The sequence below is a fragment of the Nocardioides nanhaiensis genome, from assembly GCF_039542785.1.
Classification (GTDB): domain Bacteria; phylum Actinomycetota; class Actinomycetes; order Propionibacteriales; family Nocardioidaceae; genus Nocardioides; species Nocardioides nanhaiensis.
In genome coordinates this window covers 164,710-180,578 of record NZ_BAABIM010000005.1, presented here as the reverse complement: position 1 = coordinate 180,578, position 15,869 = coordinate 164,710, and the positions used below count along the sequence as shown (strand labels likewise).

The window sequence follows — 15,869 nt, the reverse complement described above, 5'->3', positions numbered from 1 at the left end:
CCACGACGGTTGTGCTGCGGACTTTCTGCGGACTGCCGCCCTCGAACCGAGCAGCCCCCGACCGGTGCGGACACACCGGCCAGGGGCCTAGATCCCATGTGCAACGGAGGCACGAAGAACCATGACCGAATCATCCACCAACGAGCAGACCGGCGCCGGGGAAGGCGCCGGCCAGCCCGAGTTCGAGAAGAAGCTCGGCCTGCGCCCCATCGAGTACCGCTCCGGCGAGCAGCACCCAGAGCAGCGGCCATGTCCGAGCTGGTGCGGCCTGGCGCACGACCCTGCCCGCCACGGCATCGACCCGCGGCACCCCCTCTCGGCGCTGCACACCCCGACCTGGGACCTCGAGGTGGCACTCTCGGCCTACCGCGGCACGCTCTGCGCCGAGGGCGTCCTCGCAGCATCCGTCGAGGTGTCGCTCGAGCAGGTCGGCCAGCGAGCTCCACGCATCCGGCTGATCCGTTACCTCAACAAGGAGTCGACGGTCATCCTCACGCTGGGGCTGACCGACGCCGAGGAGTTGGCCCTGGCGCTGACTTACCAGGTGCAGCTGGCCGAGGGGCGGCTGCTGTGACGGGGCTGCCGGCCGAGCCGCTGCTGCGCCAGATTGCCCTGCGCGGAGGGCTGACGGCCAGCGGACTTGCACACACCACCGGTCTCGAGCAGGCCTACGTGCGAGCCACGCAAACCGGGCGGATCACACTGCGCGCGGCAGACCAGTTCGCGGCGGCCGTGGGGCTGCACCCGCTGCTGCTGTGGGGCGACGACTGGCTCAGGCTGCCGGGATGAGCACCGCGGACCCCGCCCTGCTGCTGCAGCAGCTCGTCGACCATGCGACGACCGATCTTCGGCGCCAGGTCGCCGAGCTTGCCGATCGCGTCGCCGTCCTTGAGCGGGCGGGGTCCGCTCCTCCCCTGACGCACGCCGGCCGGCTGATCTTCACGGTCAGGCAGGGCGCCGAGCTGGCGGGCGTTCACCCGGACACCCTGCGCAAGGCGCTCGAGCGAGGAGACCTGGAGGGCAGCCAGCGGTCACCGCGGGGACGCTGGGGGATCAGACGAGAGCACCTCGAAGCATGGATCGAGGCCGCACACTAAGCGCATGCGAGTCCTGACCGAGGCCGAGGTCGCCGAGATCCTCGCTGTCAGCCCCGCACGAGCCGCCGCCTGGCGCCTCCGCTACGGCTGGCCGCACGTCCGGATCGGCAATCAGATCCGCTACACCGAGGCACAGCTCGAAGCGGTCCTCACCGAGCACACCGTGTTGACGCCAGCGGACCAGCGCGAACCGCGGGTGCCGGGGGCGTTACCCGGTCAGACAGCACGCAGCGCGCGCTACTGGGAAGGGCGGCGCTAGCTGCAATGACCGTCCGCGACCGTGAGCCACACTGCCACTTCCCCGCCTGGCGGTGACTCAAGTCGAGGCTGCTCCCACATGCGTTGTCAGCGAAGACACCATCCGTCGAGCCAAGAACCGTGGCGACCTCAGCGCAAAGAAGCTCAGCCGCGACAGGCACGGCAACGGCGTCGGGAAGGAGCTGTACCGGGTCCGCGATTTCGAGGCGTGGCTCGAGAGCCCCCCGCCGGCCTGACGCTCATGGCCGTGCCGCACCGCCGCGCCTTGCGCTGTCGCGTCGCGCCTGTCGTAGCTGCTTGAACCGCGCGCGTTCCGCTGGCTGCACGTAGATCAGGTGCAGCGCTTCGCTGACAAGCTCGGCGACGTCGGCCACCTCCTCAGCCGAGTAGGCGATGCCGTCGTGCGTAGTGTCGTTGCCCAGCAGCCGGGCCTCGTGCATGGCGTCGGCCAAGTCGGCTTCGAGCGCCTTCGTGGACTTCATTGCCTCGATCCGCTGGTAGAGATCGCGGCCCTCGGCACTTCGCTCTTTCGCCATCGCCTCGACGCAGGACCGGTAGAGCATGCTTGCGCCGCGCAGCAGGCCTGCGGCCTCGGCCTCGGCGCCCTCTGAGAAGAGGCTCGCGACAAGCGTTGGCACCGACGGGTGCACGGGCCGAGGAGGAGGCTTCGGGTAGACCACGGTGACCCTGTCGACGACCTCGTTCGTCGCCATGTCCCACCGTCTGCGCTCCACAACGAGCGTCAGGTCCTTGCAGTACGTGCACTCGAGTAGGTGCTCAATCGTGGCTGTTGGCTGCACGTCGTTGGGCTGGAGGCGTCCGCCATACCCGCTGGACGGGTGAATCGTCTCGACTCGTCGGGCGGTAAAGCCAGAGGGCTGCTCGCAGTGCCCGCAGTAGCCGCGCTGATTCTCCACGTCGATCGTCATGCCGAGGAGGCTAGGTCAGCCCACCGACACCGCGCCGGCGCAAGAGGTGAGCATCGACAGTCACGCCGAACGCGGCCGACCGGCGGGGCAGCTTTCAGTGGATGCCGGGCTGTCCATTCAGCTCGCTGATCACCAGGCGCAGAGCGTTCTTCGCCTGCTCCTCGAGCACCTGAAGCACCTCGCGGTCAGCTCCAGCACTGGAGGCGTTTGCGAGGGCGTGGCTGGCGACCGCGAAGTCAGTCATGTTTTCCATGGCGCGGACTCTGCCACGCAACTGCTCTCGGCGTCAGCCCCCCTTCGGACGAGTCACCGACAGGTCAGGCAGGGCGGAGCCGGTCGCCGGGCAGCCACTCCTCGGCAACGATCCAGCCGTCGTCGGCGAGCAGCTGGTGGCAGACGCGGCCCATCCACACGCCGGTGGGGTCCTGGCGCCAGTCGAGGAGGAGGGCGGGGTGGTGGCCGCGGGGATCGTCGGCGTCGCGCACCCAACAGGGCCGGATCTTGCGCGGCGGCCGGAGCGACGCCGGGTCATCAACGGGCTGCTCGTGACCGGCGCGGGTGCGGGCGATCCGCTCGGCCATCGTGCCGTGCTCGCCGCGCTTCGGCGCCCACCCACCCACGACAGGCTCAGCCCTGCGTGCGGACGTGGAGCAGGTCCCAGCCTTTAGGGACGTCGGCGCGGGCCTGCTGCAGAGCGGCGGCGTAGTCGGAAGCCTCGACGGTCCACTCGACGGGGTCGGCGGTGGTGTCGCCGTGGGGGCGGCGGGAGGCGTGGAGGATCACGGGCCCGAGTGTGCACCCGGCCACCGACGTCGCTAATGCCCGAGGCGACTCTAGCGGCGCGGCCCTCGCGGGACACATGGGGATGCGATCAGCGAAGGCCGCGCCTAGGAGGTGACTTTACCGTCCGCGTGATTGCTCAGCTTCGGCGACGATCTGCTGCGCGAGCTGTTGGACCTTGACGTTGCGTTCGGCGGACAGGGTCTGCAGGACCTTGAACGCCGCGGCGACGTCGAGGTCGTAGTCCCTCATCAAGATGCCCTGGGCGATGCCGATGGTGTGGCGGTTGCTGATCGCGGTGCTGAGGCCGTCCGCCTCGTGGGCGTAGGACAGGGGCACGGTGGCGTGAGCAGTGAAGAGCTGCGCGAGGTGGTAGTCGTCCTCGGTCCAAGCGCCGGGGTCGTGGGAGTAGAGGTTGAACGCTCCGAGCCGATGGTTGCCGGCCAGGAGCGGAACCGCCACGACTCCGTGCACACCTGCGTCCAGGGCGTGGCGAGTCCACTCAGGCCAGCGGGATTCCTCGCGGAGGTCGTCACTCCAGACTCCATCGACGCGTGCGCTGGCCACGTCAAAGCAGGGGCCCTCGCTGAGGCGGTACTGCAGGGAGTCGAGATCGAGTGAGGTCTGGTCGCTCGAGCTGAGCGTCTGGAAGTTGTGGCGGCCTTCGCGGATGGTCACTGACGCCGCGGTGCAGGGGGCAAGCAGCTTGACCGCGGCATGGCAGACGTGGTCGGCGGTGATGTCCTGGTCAGGCGCGGCGGTGAGTTCTGCTGCGAGCAAGGAGACCGCTTCGGCGAGACGGTCACCCTGCTGTTGCGAGCGCGGGGAGTCCGGGTCGTTCACAGCGTCCAGAATGCCAGAGTGCCGGAACGTGCCCCGTGAGCGCCCTGAGGTGACCGGGTGACCAACCCGACCGCGTGTGGGATCGGCACTCGGGTACCGACGTGGAGGCCCTCGGGCACGTGTTAAGCAGACTGCACGGTCCGGGGGCTGCCCAAGGGCACTCGGATCGCCTCAGGCGAGATCATCCCCGTGAAACCGGACGCGGCGCGCGGCCGCGACAACCTCGAGCTGGTCGCGTCGGAAGTCCCGAACCACGTCCGCCGGCCCTTCCGGACGTGTGGGAGCAGGTCAGCCTGCACCAGTTGGGAGACGCGCTTCTTCGTGACGCCGAGGACCTCGGCGGCCTGGGGGCCGGTGAGCCAGTCGTGGTCGGACGCCGGCGGGAGGGTGTCGGCGTGCGCGAGCGCCCGTTCCCGGGCTCGCTCGGCGGCGTCCTCGGCGGCGCGGGCGCGGCCGGCGGTCCACTCGACGACGCTGGCCCGGTTCACTGAGAGGCGGCGGCCGATGGTGGGGCGGTGGCCGAGCTCGCCGCGGCGGATCGCGTTGAGGATGGTGGTGTGGCTGACGCCGGCGAGGTCGGCCGCGGCGACGTAGCTGATCCACGTCGGATCGGGAGGTCGCTGGGCAGCGTTCATTCTCGCGACAGGACCCGAAGCGCGGTCAGGTTGCGCCATGTTGAACCGTCGGGTCGTTCGGTCACTCGTACTTGCACGGCGAGCGTGATTGCTTGGCCCACCAATGTGCTGCGCACCTCCTTGGGAGGCAGTTGCGCTGCGCTCACGTGTTCCATGCCCTCGGGAGTCTCGATTGCCCACTTCGCCATGTCGCTCACCGTGCGAACAGTGCCGGCGATTTCGGTCTCGTAGGCGTCGAGGTCCTGGCCGCGGACGAAGTCTGTAAGCCAACCAGATTGGCCAGCTGTGACTCGGGTGCGGTGCGTCGCTGCTCCCGGTTCCTCCCAAGACGCCTCAACGTCGAAGTGCGCCTTGTGTAGGACGTCGGCAAGGTTTCGCAGCGACGAGGCGACGCGTGGGCCGAGCTCCGCCAGCTCAGTTCTCAAGCGCTCACCAGCTTGGAAGTCGTCGGCGGCCGCAACACTCAGCAGTTGCAGCAGTGTGTCGCTGGCACGATCGGCCAACGGACGGGGTTCATCGAACATCCGTCGCTCCCCCTCGGGCGCGACTTCCTCCATAGGGGGGTTCTTTGGAACCACATCCAGCAGCACTGAGCCGGGCGCAAAGCCCGCTTGTAGTGATAGCTGAGTTCGGATACGGACGATCTCTGGGATTCGACCCGATGCGCTGCGCGTGCCCTCGAGAGCTGCGCCGACGGCAGTAATGCACCGTTGCCAGAGCGTGGCCACAAGGCCAACCTCGTCGAGATCGGCAGCGTGCTCACGGACTCCGGGACCGGTGAGACGGACTCGCCCGTGACTGGCCCGGTCCCTGATCTCACCGCGCCTGGTGACGATCGCTTCAAAGCTCATCCGGCTCAGGTCCCCCGGACCCACCCAGGTGGGCTCGGGAAGGCTACGTGCTCGTGCCAGCAACCTGTTGAGGGCGCCAGGCTCAGAGGAAGCCATCTAGCGTCACCTCCAAGTAGCCGTGGACTGGCAGCGAGTCTTCTCGCTGGTCGGTAGAACGTCGCCGAGACCACAGGTCATCCCAGTACCCGCGCCTCTCAAGATAGTCCTTCGCAGCCTGTGGCGGCTGCACGCCAGCGAAGGGATGCCACTCGAGTATGTAGGAGTCCACCAGAAGGTCGAAGGCATCGCACGCCTGGCTCGTTGCAACCACCTCAAGGAACTGTGCTGCGTCCGCGTGTGCCCTCGCCGCCAGGAGCACGACCCAGTCAACGATGTAGACACAGTCGATGTCTCCGGGCTCGTCCGTGTCCGTGAAAAAGCTGCCGCCCAACCACGCCGTTGCAACTTGGTCGAGCGTTGCCTCCCTCAGAGCTTGCGTCAGCTCGAGCCAATCCGCCCAGATTCTTTGTCGTCGATCCGAGAGCCCGTTCACGAAGTAGGTCTCGATGTCTTGCGGCGTCGCTGGCCACCTGCCCGGCAGAAGGTTGCCGTTCAGCATCAACGCGGAGAGGTCCACCGCGGCCTCAACCCCCTCGAGTCGCGGTTCCGATCCGCGGAGGCTATACCGAATTGCCGCGCGTCGCCTGTTGAACGCAGATCAGCGCCCCCGCCGCCCAGGGGGGCGACGGGGGTGCAGCTGCGCGCGGGGTGGGTCAGGTCATGGCGGTGACGTCGACGGGTGCACCGGTGGGGATGGCTGCCGCGCCCTGGCCGGCGACCAGGCCGCCAGCCGGGCTGACCTGAGCGACGACGTCGGGGGCGGGGACGGTCGGCTCGGTGTCCTCGGGTGGCAGCGGCGTCGGCAGCCCGGAGCGGTCGAGCCACACGCGCATGGCGTAGGACAGCGCCGTCACGGCGGCCGTCTTGGCCAGCAGGAAACCGAGGACGCTCCACTCGACGTCGTCCCAACCCTCGGCGGTGGTGACGACGGGGAGCACGACGAGCACGAGCGCCGCGAGGACGTCGATCACGAGGTTCTGCAGGACAGTGCGGAGCGCGCGCTGATCCGCGGGGGCTGAACGCCCGCGAGGACTGGACCTCCCGCGCTGACTAGCGCCGCGAGCTACTGCTGCAGGGTCCACTCCTGGCAGCGGGTCGTCTCGAAGAACTGTCCCTCGCTGACCGAGACCAGGGCCGGTCCCTCGCCGATGTTGTTCTGGATGATGTCGGCGCCGTTGGCGTCGGCGTTGATCGACCAGTAGCAGGGGGTGCTGGTGCCGCCGCTGGTCCGGTAGGTGCCGGGCTTCATGTCCTGCCCAACCCGGTAGACCCCGTCGCCCGGGATGGTGTTGCGGGCGATCTCGCGCTCCACTATGCCGACGGCGCGCTCGCGCCTTGACACCGCGACGGTGGCCTCCTCGAGAGTGGTCTGTTCGCGCTTCATCTTCTGCTGGGCCTTCGTGAGTAACGCCTGGCCCTCTTCGAGCGCTGCCTCGCGTGCAGGGACTGAGCCCAGGATGTTCTCCACCTGCTGCTGCGCCACCTTCAGCTCGTCCTCGGCGGTCTTGCGCTTCTCGACGGTGCGCAAGTGCTTGTCGTCGAGGGCCTGGTAGACCTCGGAGTCGCGTGGGTTCTCGGTGATGCGGCCGACGGCGAACCCGCCGATGGCGGTGGCGACGGTGACCACGATGGCGCCGATGACGAGAAGGACTCTGTCACTCATGGCGGCAGGCTAGGTCGCGGCTCGGCGACGTGTGCAGATCTTGCAGAGATAGGCCATCAGCCGGCGAATGCCCCTCACGCCGCCACGAGCAGCGTGACCTGACCACCAGAGCTAGCTGTGTCACGACGGCGTGAGGGCGACCTAGTCCCCGGCGTCGTCCTCGCTGAGCGCCTCCTGCAGCGCCTGGCGGATGAGCGGCACCGCCTGCTCGCGCACCACGTCTCCGACGACCTCACCGATCTCGGCCAGGGTCTCCTGGAGGACGAGCGCGAGCAGGCGTTGCTGCTCCACCACGCGCCAGACGTCGACCGTGATCTCCTCGCCGGCCTTAGCCGCTATCTCGAGGGTGTCGGCGTAGTCGGTGATCGACTTCAGGATCTCGTCGTACTTGCTCATCGGGTCCCCCCTGCTCGTTCCCACGCGCGCAGGTCGCGCGAGATCTGCCGTCCTCGCTGCAGCTGGTCGAGCTCCTGTGCGGTGAGGTGCAGCCGCTGCGGAGCGGCCCCGGCCTGCTGGCGCGCGCTCTGGCTGCGAGCGTAGGTCTCGCGGGCGCTGGGCGGCTGCGGGCGGCCACCTATGGCGCGCTGTGCCTCTTTCACGAGCTCGCGGCCCATGCGCTGCGCGATGCGGTCCAGCTTCGCCTGCTGGCGCTCGAGCTGGCGCACCAGCGCGTCGGCCGAGGCGATGCCCGCTGAGTGGTAGCGGTCGCGCAGCTTGTCGCCCACGCCGCCGCCGACCTGGGCGAACCGGTCGGCCAGCGAGTTGGCCTGCCCGATCGCTTCCCTGCCGCCGGCCAGCAGCGCTTCGGCGATGCCCGCACCGCCCTCCACGCCCGCGTTGCGGATGTCCTCCAGCACCGTGCGCGAGAGGCCTGCCGAGGCGAGCGAGAGCAGGTTCTTGCCGAACCGCTCGGCTGCCTCGGCGCGGGCCTCCCACATCTGGAACATCTGCTCCAGCGACCCGAAGCCCTCGCCCTGGCCGAGCGCGGTGACCGAGCCGTACTGCACGAAGCTGTCGCGGATCTCGGTGCCGTACTGCTTCGCAGCGGCCACCAGGTCCTTGTGGCGCTGACGGGCGGCGACCAGCAGGCGGTTGTTCTTCTCCTGCTGGGCGCCGTTCTTGCGCAGCTGCTTGAACTCGTCGCTGAGGCTCTTGAGGATCGCGCGCTCGCGCTTCTCCTCGCCCTTGCCCTTGACCCGCTTCTCGATCAGCTTGGTCAGCCGGTCGACCGACTTCGAGATGCCGTCGGCGCCGTCGTCGACACCGGACAGCAGCGACCGGATCAGGTTGCGGCCGGAGTTCTTGGCCTTGCCCTTCCGGTCAGCGATGCCGAGCTCGAGGCCGCGGCCGAGCTGTGCGCCGACCTCGTCACGCATCACTCGCGAGGGGCTCTTGATCTTCGCCGCTGCCTTCGCCGACGCGACTGCAGCACGGACGGCTGCAGCGGCCTGTGCGGCCAGAGCGCTCTGGGTGCCGGCGAAGCCCGCGAGTACGCCAGACTGGAGCGCGTTGCCCACCGACTGGCCGCCCGAGCTCGCGGTGCTGCGTGCGGACGCCACGCCGGACGACACGTCGCTCTTGTAGCGGCCGAGGTCGGCGCGGGCGCCCTTCGGGCCCTTCTCCAGGCCGCGCTTGATCTCGTTGCCGCCGCGGTCGGCCTCGCGGACGCCGGACCGGATGCTCTTGCCCAGCGAGGACAGCCAGCTGTCGAGCTGCCCCTTGGCGCCCTTGGTGTTGACCTCGACCGTCGACTTGGGCTTCTTCTTCCCGACGCCGTCGAGCTGGCCGGCCAGGCGCCGGACGTTCTTCACCGAGGTGTCGATGCCGAGCGTCGTGATGACCGTGCGGACCTCCTTCGGTTGCAGGTTGTACTGGCGGGTGAGCCGTGCGACCCCCCGCGCGGTCGGCTGCAGACCGACTTCGTCGATGCGCGTGTAGGCGCGCTTCGGGATCTTCCCGATCAGCGCGCTGTAGTCGGTGGTGGCGCGAGACGCTGCCCGTGTGGACTGCGCTGTGTCCTGGTGCTGGCGGGCAACCTCTCGAAGGGTGGAGATCCCGTTCCGGATGGTGTCGATCTCTCCCTTGATGCGCGCCTCGTCGGCGATCAGCGCGCCACCGCGCTCCTCGAGCTCGGAGCTGGAGAGGTTGGCGTACTCCCGCTGCACGTCGGCCAGTGCCTGCCGGTTGGCCTGCAGCTGCGCCTCCTCGCCCTGCAGCGCGAGGTTCACGCGCTCAGTCGCGTCTGCCTGCCCGAGGGCTGCATTAACGGCCTCTCGGGCGCTGATCCCGTAGCCGCGCAGCGCGTCGATCGTGCCGGCCTGCTGCAGGTCGGTGAGGATCATCGCGCGGTTCTGCTCTGTCGCGGCGCCAGTCACCTGGTCCAGAGCGGCCGCGTAGTCCTCGGCCGACGTGCGCGCGTCGTCGGCGGCGTCCCTGCTCTGCAGCAGCCCGGTCGTCAGGCCTGCGAGCGCCCCGACGGCGCCGCCGATGGGGCCACCGATGGCGAACCCGGTGGCGGCACCGCCGAGAGTGGTGAGCAAGGTGCCCATCGTGGAGTCGGTCTGCTGGGCGCCGGCGGCGAAGGCGAGAAGGCCGCCGACGCCAGCAGCCTGGCGGGACACCCGGCCGATCGCGGCGGCTCGGGTCTCGGCGTCGCGGACCTTGGTGCTGAACTCGCCGAGAGCCCCAACGCTGTCGATGACGACCGGGCTGAGCTTGGCCCACGCGAAGCCCGCGATCCCGACCTGGGCGGCGACGTTGCGCACGGGCTCGGGGATGGCGGTGATGACGTCGAGCACGGTTCCGCCGACGTCGGCGAAGGCCTTAAGGCTGGGCAGGAGCGCCGAGCCGATCTGGCTGGCGGTGTTGCCGATCTCGTCGCTGTTGGTGGCCAGCCAGTCAGCAGCCTCGCCCAGCCACGGCACCACGGTGGACCGGCCGTACTTCACCAGGTCGGTGAGCGAGGGGAGCAGCGCGGTTCCGGCTTCGGCGGCGGTGTCCTGCAGCTCGGCCTTGAGGCGCTGGCTCTGCCCAGCGAGAGTGTCGGACTCGCGGCCGAACTGGCCGGCGGCGTCGGCGCTCTGCCGGAACAGCAGCTCGATCCGGGCCTGCTGCTCGGCCTGCTTGCGCGCGGACCCCTCGAGCTCGTCGAGCCCCTTGGCGGCCAGGCGGGCGTTGACGTCGGCCTGCTTGATCGAGACGCCGTAGGCCTCGATCGGGTCGGCCTCACCACGCAGCAGCGAGGACACGGCCTCGATGGCCTCGCGGGTGGTGCCGCCGTAGGTGGCGGCCAGGTCGGCCGCGCGGCCGGTGAGGTCGGCCGCGCGGCCGGTGAGGTCGGCGGTGAGGGTGGTGACCTCCTTGAGCGGCAGGCCGGAGGACTTGAGCATCGCGCCGGTGACGTTGGCGAGCTCGCGGTACTCGTTGGCCGAGAGCCCGACGGCGTCGGCAGCGTTCTTCGACTGCCGGATGACCGTGTTGGCGTAGCGGCCGTAGACGCTCTCGGTGGCGCCGAGGGACTGCTGTGCGTCGCTGGCCTGGGTGACGATGGCCTTGCCGAGCACGCCGGCACCGACGGCGCCGATGGTGAGCCCGGAGCGGATGAGCGCGCCGGCGCGGGAGAACCGCTGTCCCATGCGGTCGGCCGCGGTCGCCGTGGTGCCGAGCTCGCGGCGCGCCTGGAGGCCGTTGGCCAGGATCGCGATGCGGATAGGGCCGGCGATGACTCAGCCCTCCCTCCGAGGGTCGTTGGGGCGCGGGTCGAAGGTCAGTCGAGCTGGGTGTTCGCGTGCGCGCTGGCCTGCGGTCGAGACATCGAGGGGCGGCCGGCGTGTGTCGTCGACGAGGCGAAGCGATGCAGCACCTGGTCACGATCGCTCTTCCCCGCCGTGTGATTGCCTGAGCGGAAGCCGCGGCCCTGCACCCGTCCCAGTGGCACGGGCTGAGGGTCACGGGCGCTGGTGTCGAACGCCGGCTGGGGGTCCTGACCGGGGAACTGGACCCAGTAGCGCGCCGGGCGCCGCTTCTCGAAGAAGAGCGCGACCTCGTAGTACTGCTCGTGGCCCTGGCGGTCCTTCTGCGACCGGAGGTCGGTGCCGAGGCGGACCAGGGGCGGGGTGGTGGTGGTCATAACGCTTCTCCTCAGGTGTTGGGTGTCAGGGCGTGGATCACATGGGCGTCCCAGGCGGGAGGCGCTGTCGATGGACTGGCGTGTCGTAGCGGCGGCGTGCCGTCGGCTGTGGCATGACGGGCGAGCATCAGCGCCGCCTTGGCCTGGACGATCTCGGCGTCTGCTGCGAGAACGAGGCGCCGGAGTGCGCGCACGGATGCGAGCGGGTCAGCTGCCGGCGTGCTCATGCTGCGAACCCCGAGGATTCGGGCGTCTCGCTGCGACGGGACAGTCACGACATCGACGGCCAGCAGCTCCCCCGCGGTGCAGGTGCGGACACCCTCGATGATCTCCCAGCGATGTCCGATGAAGACGATCGAGACCGAGTCCAGCAGCCCCTCGCGGATCTTCCGGCGCACGTCCTGCTCACGGGCGCCGCTGCCTAGCGTCACGTCGACGAGCAACCGACCTGCGTCGTAGCGGGGGCGAGCGCGGCCGACGATCGTGTCGACCGAGGCGACGTGGTCGGCGTGCACCGGAACAGTGGCCGGCAGCGGGTTGAAAGCGCCGACAGCGATGACCTCACCGTCGCGGTCGATGCTGGCCGTCGACGCGATGGCGGTGAAACCTCCGCCAGCGTCCGCCTCGCTCGAGGCGATGGGAACGGTGACGGCCGTGGCGTCCTTGCTGCTGAGCCGAGTCATGAGGCCTGGTCCTTCGCTGTCACGCTTCCTCGGAAACTGCTGGCGGGCGCCGCGAGGCCCGCGACGTAGGCGTCGAGGTCTGCTCGCCGCACCCGCACTCCGCCACCTACACGAACGGTGCGGATTGCGTCGCCAGCCACCAAGCGCTCCAGCTGTCGGACCGACACCGCGAGCAGGGAGGCCGCCTCGCGCTTGGTGAGGAGCAGTCGGTTCGTCATACCCGCAGCGTCCATCGTCGGCGGCGAGACCGCATTCCATGTCGCGTCCTGTCGCGGCCTGGCGCAATCTGCGAAGAACTCAGCCAAGTTCACCAGCTCCGAAGGGACGGCCGAGCCGCTCGCCTTGGCCTCCCGCGTCGCCTCGGGCACATAGCGGGCCAACGCCCGGGCGAGGTGAGCCGCCAGCAGCTGGTTCTGCGGCTTCACGACGCGCCCGCCACGACGTCGTCCTGATCCACGCGCCTGAACAGCGCCAGCCCCAGGTAGTTAGCGTGACGCAACGCTAAGCGGTCATGCCAGCTCCAGAAACGAGGCGCCACGGGGCCTGCCGCTCTGCAAGCAGCGGCCGACTTAGCCGGACACCGAACTTGTCCGAGGTCCGGAGAGAGATCCGGCGAGACTGCGGCGGTCCCTCGCCGTGGGCATTGGAGATGCGAGCCACCCTCCCCCGGTATCACGACGTCGCCTGCTCGCCGGCGTAGTGCACGGGGTGGTGAGAGGGGTGTCCGCAGGGGCATGCGTCGCCTTCGGGTTTGTGGCCGTGTCGCCAATCCTCGGCGCGGTAGCCGCAGACGGTTGGGTCGATGACTCGCGTCTTCTGGATGAAGGTGCAGCGGCCGTCTTGGTCGGGGCGGTAGCGGTGGCCGGTGGCGGTCTCGATGGCCGCGTCCCAGTCGGTGTCGGTGTCGTGCTGGTTCGCTGGGGCGCGGCCCGGCGGAGCGTCAGCGGAGCCGGTGCCTGCGCCCTGTCCCTGTCCCTCCCCTTCGGGTCGGGACGGGACGGGACGGGGGGTCGTCTTGTGACCTGTGTCGTGACTGGTCGCGTGACTGGTTGCGTTACCGGTCACGCCTGCTGGGCAGTACCGCGGATCGCACAGGCTGTGGTCGCCTCGCTGGTGCGCTGCTTGGCGTTGGCGGTACCGCTTCTGGGTCTCTGCCCTGGCGTCGCGGCGGGTGCGGACGTCGGCGGCGTCCTCTTGCTCGGACCAGTCCAGAGTCCATGCGTCGTCACCGTCGGGTGACCAGGCTCCCGATGCCTCGAGCTCGGTGGCGAGGGCTTGCCAGTCGGGGGCGTCGGTGATGCGGCGGACGGCGCCGGCGTCGATGTGCCCGTCGGTGCCGCGCTTGTTGCACCAGACCAGGGCCTCGACGTGCAGTAGTCGTGCTGAGCGGGAGAGGCGGTAGATCTCGGGGCGGTCCATGAAGTCTTCGCTGAGGCGGGTCCAGGTCATCAGCTCACCGCCTGGTCGTCGAGCACCAGCTGCCAGGTGGGTCGGCAGTAGGGGTCGTAGATCGGGTCCCAGGCCCAGTGCGGGTCCTGGCCGATGGGGACGCCGAGCAGGCAGTTCCAGCAGCCGCAGGTCAGTAGCTGGCCGGTGTGGGTGGTGCGCTCGTGCAGGTGGGCGGCGTCCCGGGCCGCGGCATGCCGGCGCTCGTCGACGCAGTCGGGGCAGGGGCACACCAGCCGCGCCTGTTCCTCGACTCGCTTTCGCTCGAACAGCTCGCTGATCACGGCGGCGATGTGGCGGTCGTCGGCGCAGCGTTCGCACGGGCAGATGCGTCAGGCACGGTCGTGGGCCAGCATCCGATCGACGGCTTGGCAGGTGGTGCAGGTGCAGCTGGGGCGCCCGGTACACGGCTTGTCGTCACGCCAAGCCGCGGGCTGGTCGGTTACCGTGGTCGGGATCTTCGATGGCGTCGAGGTCGTGGGGCCGCCCTGGCAGGGGCGGCCTCTCTCGTTGTCAGGCGGCATCGTTGCCTCCCGGTGTCGCCATCGCGTCGGCGATCCAGGCGTGCACATCTTCGCGGGCGTACAGCACACGTCGGCCCGCCTTGAAGCTGCGCGGGCCGCGGCCGACGTGGCGCCAGTAGCGAAGCGTGGCCGGTGAGCTGCGCAAGAGCTCGGCCACCTCCTCGGTGGTCATGAACTGCTGTCCCATCGCTGAAGCTCCTTCCCGTATTACGTTTGCTGGGATTGACAGCGTGGCATGGCGTTGGCACAGTTGCCTATGCCACTTGGCATAGGGCCTTTGGCACACGCGCCAATGGCGCACGTTAGGAAGGCAGGGCAGATGACACTGCGAGGCAAGATCGAGAATCACTGGGACTTCAGCAGTGAGGAGCTGGTCGACGGCGTGCTGGTGCCGAAGCGGCTCCGCGTCACGATGACCGGCGAGTTGGGCGAGCCCAACGCAGCGCTCCACTTCGAAGTGCGCAACGGCCGACCTGAGTGCGTGGACTTCACGGTGACGGCGAAGCCGGACGGCCGCGCGATCCGCACCAGCGACCTGAAGACTCTGTTCATCGACGGCATCGCCGAGACCGCCTTTCTCGACTTCGCCACGCCGCCTGGGGGTGGGGCCCTCGGCGGAGCGGATGAGGCTGAGACCCGGCGGCTGCGAAAGAGCATCGAGCGCGCGATCCATGCGCCTGGCCGCGGTCCGTCCCGCGCAGAGCTCGAGGAAGTCGCTCGGATCTACTCCGAGCACCCCAACGCACCGACCAGCGCGGTCGAGAAGCTCATGCGCTACTCCCGACGCACCGCCTCGCGTCGTGTGCAGCAGGCACGCGAAGCCGGCCTGATCTGATGGCGAGCATCAAGAAGCGCCCGGACGGCCGCTGGCGGGCCAGGTACCGCGACGCAGCGGGCAAGGAGCACGCTCGCCACTTCGAGCGCAAGGTCGACGGGCAGCGGTGGCTCGACCAGGTCACGGCCTCGGTCGTGCGAGGCGACTACGTCGATCCCCGCGCCGGCAAGGTCACGCTCGAGACCTACGCTGGCCAGTGGCAAGCGGTCCAGGTGTCGAGCGAGGGCACCGCGCGGATCGTCGACAACGCGCTGCGGCTGCACATCCTCCCCGAGCTCGGCGCGACGCCGCTGTCGGCCATTCGGCCGACGATGGTGCAGGGCCTGGTGAAGAAGCTCGAGGCGAAGGGCCTCTCCCCCGGCACGATCCACGGCATCCATCACGTGCTGACGCAGGTGTGCGCGGCCGCGGTCGACGATCGGCTGATCTCGGCGATGCCATGCCGCCGGATCACGCTCCCCCAGCTAGACGCGGCCCCCGTCGTCCCGCCCACGATCGAGCACGTCGAGGCCTTCCGCGACGCGCTCCCGGAGCGCTACCGCGCGCTCGCGGTGCTGGTCGCCGGCGCCGGACCGCGCGTCGGAGAGGCGCTCGGCCTCGACGTTGAGCACGTCGAGTTCCTCCGCCGGTCGGTGTGTCGATCGAGCGGCAGCGCCGCCAGGACGGCACCCTGGGCCCGCCCAAGTCGCGGAAGTCGCGCCGGGTGGTGCCGGTCGGGTCAGTCGTCGTCGAGGCGCTGGCGGCCCACCTGGCGACCTACCCGAGCGACGGGCCACTGTTCACCGACGAGCTGGGCGAGCCGCTGAGGTACCGGCGGTGGCGCACCGTGGCCGAGGGCGCGGCGCGCGCGGCCGGCGTCGACGTCACGGCGCACGACCTGCGGCACTTCTACGCCTCAGCACTCATCGCGGGTGGCGCGTCGGTGAAGCAGGTCCAGGAGCGGCTGGGACACGCGTCGGCGGTCATCACGCTGCAGACCTACGCCCACCTGTGGCCGGGCGACGACGATCGGACCCGCGACGTCATGGACGCCGTGCTGGCGCCGTTGGCTGCTCCTGCGGACTCTCTGCGGACTGCGGACGGCTTCGATGCGTGAA

General features: G+C 69.6%; 25 protein-coding genes. 7 read left to right on the top strand and 18 right to left on the bottom strand.

Going from position 1 to position 15,869, the window contains the following annotated elements; all coding sequences use genetic code 11:
* Window positions 1-121: 121 nt before the first annotated feature.
* Genes ABD948_RS20560 through ABD948_RS20545 form a run of 4 tightly spaced genes read left to right on the top strand, consistent with a single transcriptional unit; the run spans window position 122 to window position 1,356 of the window.
* On the top strand, window positions 122-574 hold the full coding sequence (locus ABD948_RS20560; RefSeq protein WP_345271751.1) for a hypothetical protein: 453 nt from the start codon (window positions 122-124) through the stop codon (window positions 572-574).
* Entirely contained in the window at window positions 571-789 is a 219-nt protein-coding gene (locus tag ABD948_RS20555; RefSeq protein ID WP_345271750.1) for a hypothetical protein, read from the top strand. The genes ABD948_RS20560 and ABD948_RS20555 overlap by 4 nt, the downstream gene beginning before the upstream one ends.
* Complete coding sequence (locus ABD948_RS20550) at window positions 786-1,097, top strand: helix-turn-helix domain-containing protein (RefSeq protein WP_345271749.1); 312 nt, start codon at window positions 786-788, stop codon at window positions 1,095-1,097. The genes ABD948_RS20555 and ABD948_RS20550 overlap by 4 nt, the downstream gene beginning before the upstream one ends.
* Before the next feature lie 4 nt (window positions 1,098-1,101).
* Window positions 1,102-1,356: a helix-turn-helix domain-containing protein gene (locus tag ABD948_RS20545; RefSeq protein WP_345271748.1), complete on the top strand. Its 255-nt coding sequence runs from the start codon at window positions 1,102-1,104 to the stop codon at window positions 1,354-1,356.
* Between the two features lie 238 nt (window positions 1,357-1,594).
* Here ABD948_RS20545 and ABD948_RS20540 read toward each other — a convergent pair whose 3' ends face one another.
* The 18 genes from ABD948_RS20540 to ABD948_RS20455 all read right to left on the bottom strand — a co-directional run bounded on the left by ABD948_RS20540 (window position 1,595) and on the right by ABD948_RS20455 (window position 14,124).
* Window positions 1,595-2,284 (bottom strand): DUF4145 domain-containing protein, encoded by a 690-nt coding sequence (locus ABD948_RS20540; RefSeq protein WP_345271747.1) that lies wholly within the window; start codon window positions 2,282-2,284, stop codon window positions 1,595-1,597.
* A 94-nt stretch (window positions 2,285-2,378) separates the two neighbouring features.
* A complete protein-coding gene (locus tag ABD948_RS20535; RefSeq protein WP_345271746.1) occupies window positions 2,379-2,537 on the bottom strand; it encodes a hypothetical protein in 159 nt (52 codons plus the stop codon).
* Between the two features lie 64 nt (window positions 2,538-2,601).
* The gene (locus ABD948_RS20530) at window positions 2,602-2,865 is read right to left on the bottom strand and encodes a hypothetical protein (protein ID WP_345271745.1); all 264 of its coding nucleotides are present in this window, start codon (window positions 2,863-2,865) and stop codon (window positions 2,602-2,604) included.
* A 46-nt stretch (window positions 2,866-2,911) separates the two neighbouring features.
* A complete protein-coding gene (locus ABD948_RS20525; protein ID WP_345271744.1) occupies window positions 2,912-3,067 on the bottom strand; it encodes a hypothetical protein in 156 nt (51 codons plus the stop codon).
* Between the two features lie 117 nt (window positions 3,068-3,184).
* Window positions 3,185-3,907: a GAF and ANTAR domain-containing protein gene (locus tag ABD948_RS20520; protein ID WP_345271743.1), complete on the bottom strand. Its 723-nt coding sequence runs from the start codon at window positions 3,905-3,907 to the stop codon at window positions 3,185-3,187.
* Between the two features lie 122 nt (window positions 3,908-4,029).
* Window positions 4,030-4,581, bottom strand: coding sequence for a helix-turn-helix domain-containing protein (locus ABD948_RS20515; RefSeq protein ID WP_345271742.1), 552 nt, complete (start codon window positions 4,579-4,581; stop codon window positions 4,030-4,032).
* Complete coding sequence (locus tag ABD948_RS20510; RefSeq protein WP_345271741.1) at window positions 4,539-5,270, bottom strand: hypothetical protein; 732 nt, start codon at window positions 5,268-5,270, stop codon at window positions 4,539-4,541. The genes ABD948_RS20515 and ABD948_RS20510 overlap by 43 nt, the downstream gene beginning before the upstream one ends.
* A gap of 205 nt (window positions 5,271-5,475) precedes the next feature.
* A complete protein-coding gene (locus ABD948_RS20505; protein WP_345271740.1) occupies window positions 5,476-6,009 on the bottom strand; it encodes a DUF6932 family protein in 534 nt (177 codons plus the stop codon).
* Window positions 6,010-6,145: 136 nt separating this feature from the next.
* Complete coding sequence (locus tag ABD948_RS20500) at window positions 6,146-6,463, bottom strand: hypothetical protein (protein ID WP_345271739.1); 318 nt, start codon at window positions 6,461-6,463, stop codon at window positions 6,146-6,148.
* A gap of 92 nt (window positions 6,464-6,555) precedes the next feature.
* Window positions 6,556-7,155, bottom strand: coding sequence for an Rv1352/Rv1906c domain-containing protein (locus ABD948_RS20495; protein ID WP_345271738.1), 600 nt, complete (start codon window positions 7,153-7,155; stop codon window positions 6,556-6,558).
* A gap of 141 nt (window positions 7,156-7,296) precedes the next feature.
* Window positions 7,297-7,551, bottom strand: coding sequence for a hypothetical protein (locus tag ABD948_RS20490; protein ID WP_345271737.1), 255 nt, complete (start codon window positions 7,549-7,551; stop codon window positions 7,297-7,299).
* Window positions 7,548-10,790: a coiled-coil domain-containing protein gene (locus ABD948_RS20485; RefSeq protein ID WP_345271736.1), complete on the bottom strand. Its 3,243-nt coding sequence runs from the start codon at window positions 10,788-10,790 to the stop codon at window positions 7,548-7,550. Before ABD948_RS20485 ends, ABD948_RS20490 begins: the two co-directional genes overlap by 4 nt.
* A gap of 131 nt (window positions 10,791-10,921) precedes the next feature.
* The gene (locus ABD948_RS20480; RefSeq protein ID WP_345271735.1) at window positions 10,922-11,284 is read right to left on the bottom strand and encodes a hypothetical protein; all 363 of its coding nucleotides are present in this window, start codon (window positions 11,282-11,284) and stop codon (window positions 10,922-10,924) included.
* An 11-nt stretch (window positions 11,285-11,295) separates the two neighbouring features.
* Complete coding sequence (locus ABD948_RS20475) at window positions 11,296-11,967, bottom strand: HK97 family phage prohead protease (RefSeq protein ID WP_345271734.1); 672 nt, start codon at window positions 11,965-11,967, stop codon at window positions 11,296-11,298.
* On the bottom strand, window positions 11,964-12,392 hold the full coding sequence (locus ABD948_RS20470) for an excisionase family DNA-binding protein (protein ID WP_345271733.1): 429 nt from the start codon (window positions 12,390-12,392) through the stop codon (window positions 11,964-11,966). Before ABD948_RS20470 ends, ABD948_RS20475 begins: the two co-directional genes overlap by 4 nt.
* A gap of 247 nt (window positions 12,393-12,639) precedes the next feature.
* Complete coding sequence (locus tag ABD948_RS20465; protein ID WP_345271732.1) at window positions 12,640-13,416, bottom strand: hypothetical protein; 777 nt, start codon at window positions 13,414-13,416, stop codon at window positions 12,640-12,642.
* A complete protein-coding gene (locus ABD948_RS20460; RefSeq protein ID WP_345271731.1) occupies window positions 13,416-13,697 on the bottom strand; it encodes a hypothetical protein in 282 nt (93 codons plus the stop codon). Before ABD948_RS20460 ends, ABD948_RS20465 begins: the two co-directional genes overlap by 1 nt.
* Before the next feature lie 229 nt (window positions 13,698-13,926).
* A complete protein-coding gene (locus ABD948_RS20455) occupies window positions 13,927-14,124 on the bottom strand; it encodes a helix-turn-helix transcriptional regulator (RefSeq protein ID WP_345271730.1) in 198 nt (65 codons plus the stop codon).
* Window positions 14,125-14,256: 132 nt separating this feature from the next.
* Here ABD948_RS20455 and ABD948_RS20450 point away from each other — a divergent pair, with 132 nt between their 5' ends.
* The 3 genes from ABD948_RS20450 to ABD948_RS20440 are packed head-to-tail and all read left to right on the top strand — an operon-like array spanning window position 14,257 to window position 15,868.
* Window positions 14,257-14,772 (top strand): hypothetical protein, encoded by a 516-nt coding sequence (locus ABD948_RS20450; RefSeq protein WP_345271729.1) that lies wholly within the window; start codon window positions 14,257-14,259, stop codon window positions 14,770-14,772.
* Complete coding sequence (locus ABD948_RS20445; RefSeq protein WP_345271728.1) at window positions 14,772-15,578, top strand: tyrosine-type recombinase/integrase; 807 nt, start codon at window positions 14,772-14,774, stop codon at window positions 15,576-15,578. The genes ABD948_RS20450 and ABD948_RS20445 overlap by 1 nt, the downstream gene beginning before the upstream one ends.
* Window positions 15,476-15,868: a tyrosine-type recombinase/integrase gene (locus ABD948_RS20440; protein ID WP_345271727.1), complete on the top strand. Its 393-nt coding sequence runs from the start codon at window positions 15,476-15,478 to the stop codon at window positions 15,866-15,868. Before ABD948_RS20445 ends, ABD948_RS20440 begins: the two co-directional genes overlap by 103 nt.
* Window position 15,869 lies beyond the last annotated feature (1 nt).

Bases quoted from the DNA above. Each gene is read 5' to 3' on its own strand.
- ABD948_RS20540 (WP_345271747.1), bottom strand. From the start codon at position 2,284: ATGACGATCGACGTGGAGAATCAGCGCGGCTACTGCGGGCACTGCGAG.
- ABD948_RS20480 (WP_345271735.1), bottom strand. From the start codon at position 11,284: ATGACCACCACCACCCCGCCCCTGGTCCGCCTCGGCACCGACCTCCGG.
- ABD948_RS20455 (WP_345271730.1), bottom strand. From the start codon at position 14,124: ATGGGACAGCAGTTCATGACCACCGAGGAGGTGGCCGAGCTCTTGCGC.
- ABD948_RS20445 (WP_345271728.1), top strand. From the start codon at position 14,772: ATGGCGAGCATCAAGAAGCGCCCGGACGGCCGCTGGCGGGCCAGGTAC.
- ABD948_RS20535 (WP_345271746.1), bottom strand. From the start codon at position 2,537: ATGGAAAACATGACTGACTTCGCGGTCGCCAGCCACGCCCTCGCAAAC.
- ABD948_RS20475 (WP_345271734.1), bottom strand. From the start codon at position 11,967: ATGACTCGGCTCAGCAGCAAGGACGCCACGGCCGTCACCGTTCCCATC.
- ABD948_RS20495 (WP_345271738.1), bottom strand. From the start codon at position 7,155: ATGAGTGACAGAGTCCTTCTCGTCATCGGCGCCATCGTGGTCACCGTC.
- ABD948_RS20465 (WP_345271732.1), bottom strand. From the start codon at position 13,416: ATGACCTGGACCCGCCTCAGCGAAGACTTCATGGACCGCCCCGAGATC.
- ABD948_RS20450 (WP_345271729.1), top strand. From the start codon at position 14,257: ATGACACTGCGAGGCAAGATCGAGAATCACTGGGACTTCAGCAGTGAG.
- ABD948_RS20485 (WP_345271736.1), bottom strand. From the start codon at position 10,790: ATGGGACAGCGGTTCTCCCGCGCCGGCGCGCTCATCCGCTCCGGGCTC.
- ABD948_RS20515 (WP_345271742.1), bottom strand. From the start codon at position 4,581: ATGGCGCAACCTGACCGCGCTTCGGGTCCTGTCGCGAGAATGAACGCT.
- ABD948_RS20545 (WP_345271748.1), top strand. From the start codon at position 1,102: ATGCGAGTCCTGACCGAGGCCGAGGTCGCCGAGATCCTCGCTGTCAGC.
- ABD948_RS20530 (WP_345271745.1), bottom strand. From the start codon at position 2,865: ATGGCCGAGCGGATCGCCCGCACCCGCGCCGGTCACGAGCAGCCCGTT.
- ABD948_RS20560 (WP_345271751.1), top strand. From the start codon at position 122: ATGACCGAATCATCCACCAACGAGCAGACCGGCGCCGGGGAAGGCGCC.
- ABD948_RS20550 (WP_345271749.1), top strand. From the start codon at position 786: ATGAGCACCGCGGACCCCGCCCTGCTGCTGCAGCAGCTCGTCGACCAT.
- ABD948_RS20490 (WP_345271737.1), bottom strand. From the start codon at position 7,551: ATGAGCAAGTACGACGAGATCCTGAAGTCGATCACCGACTACGCCGAC.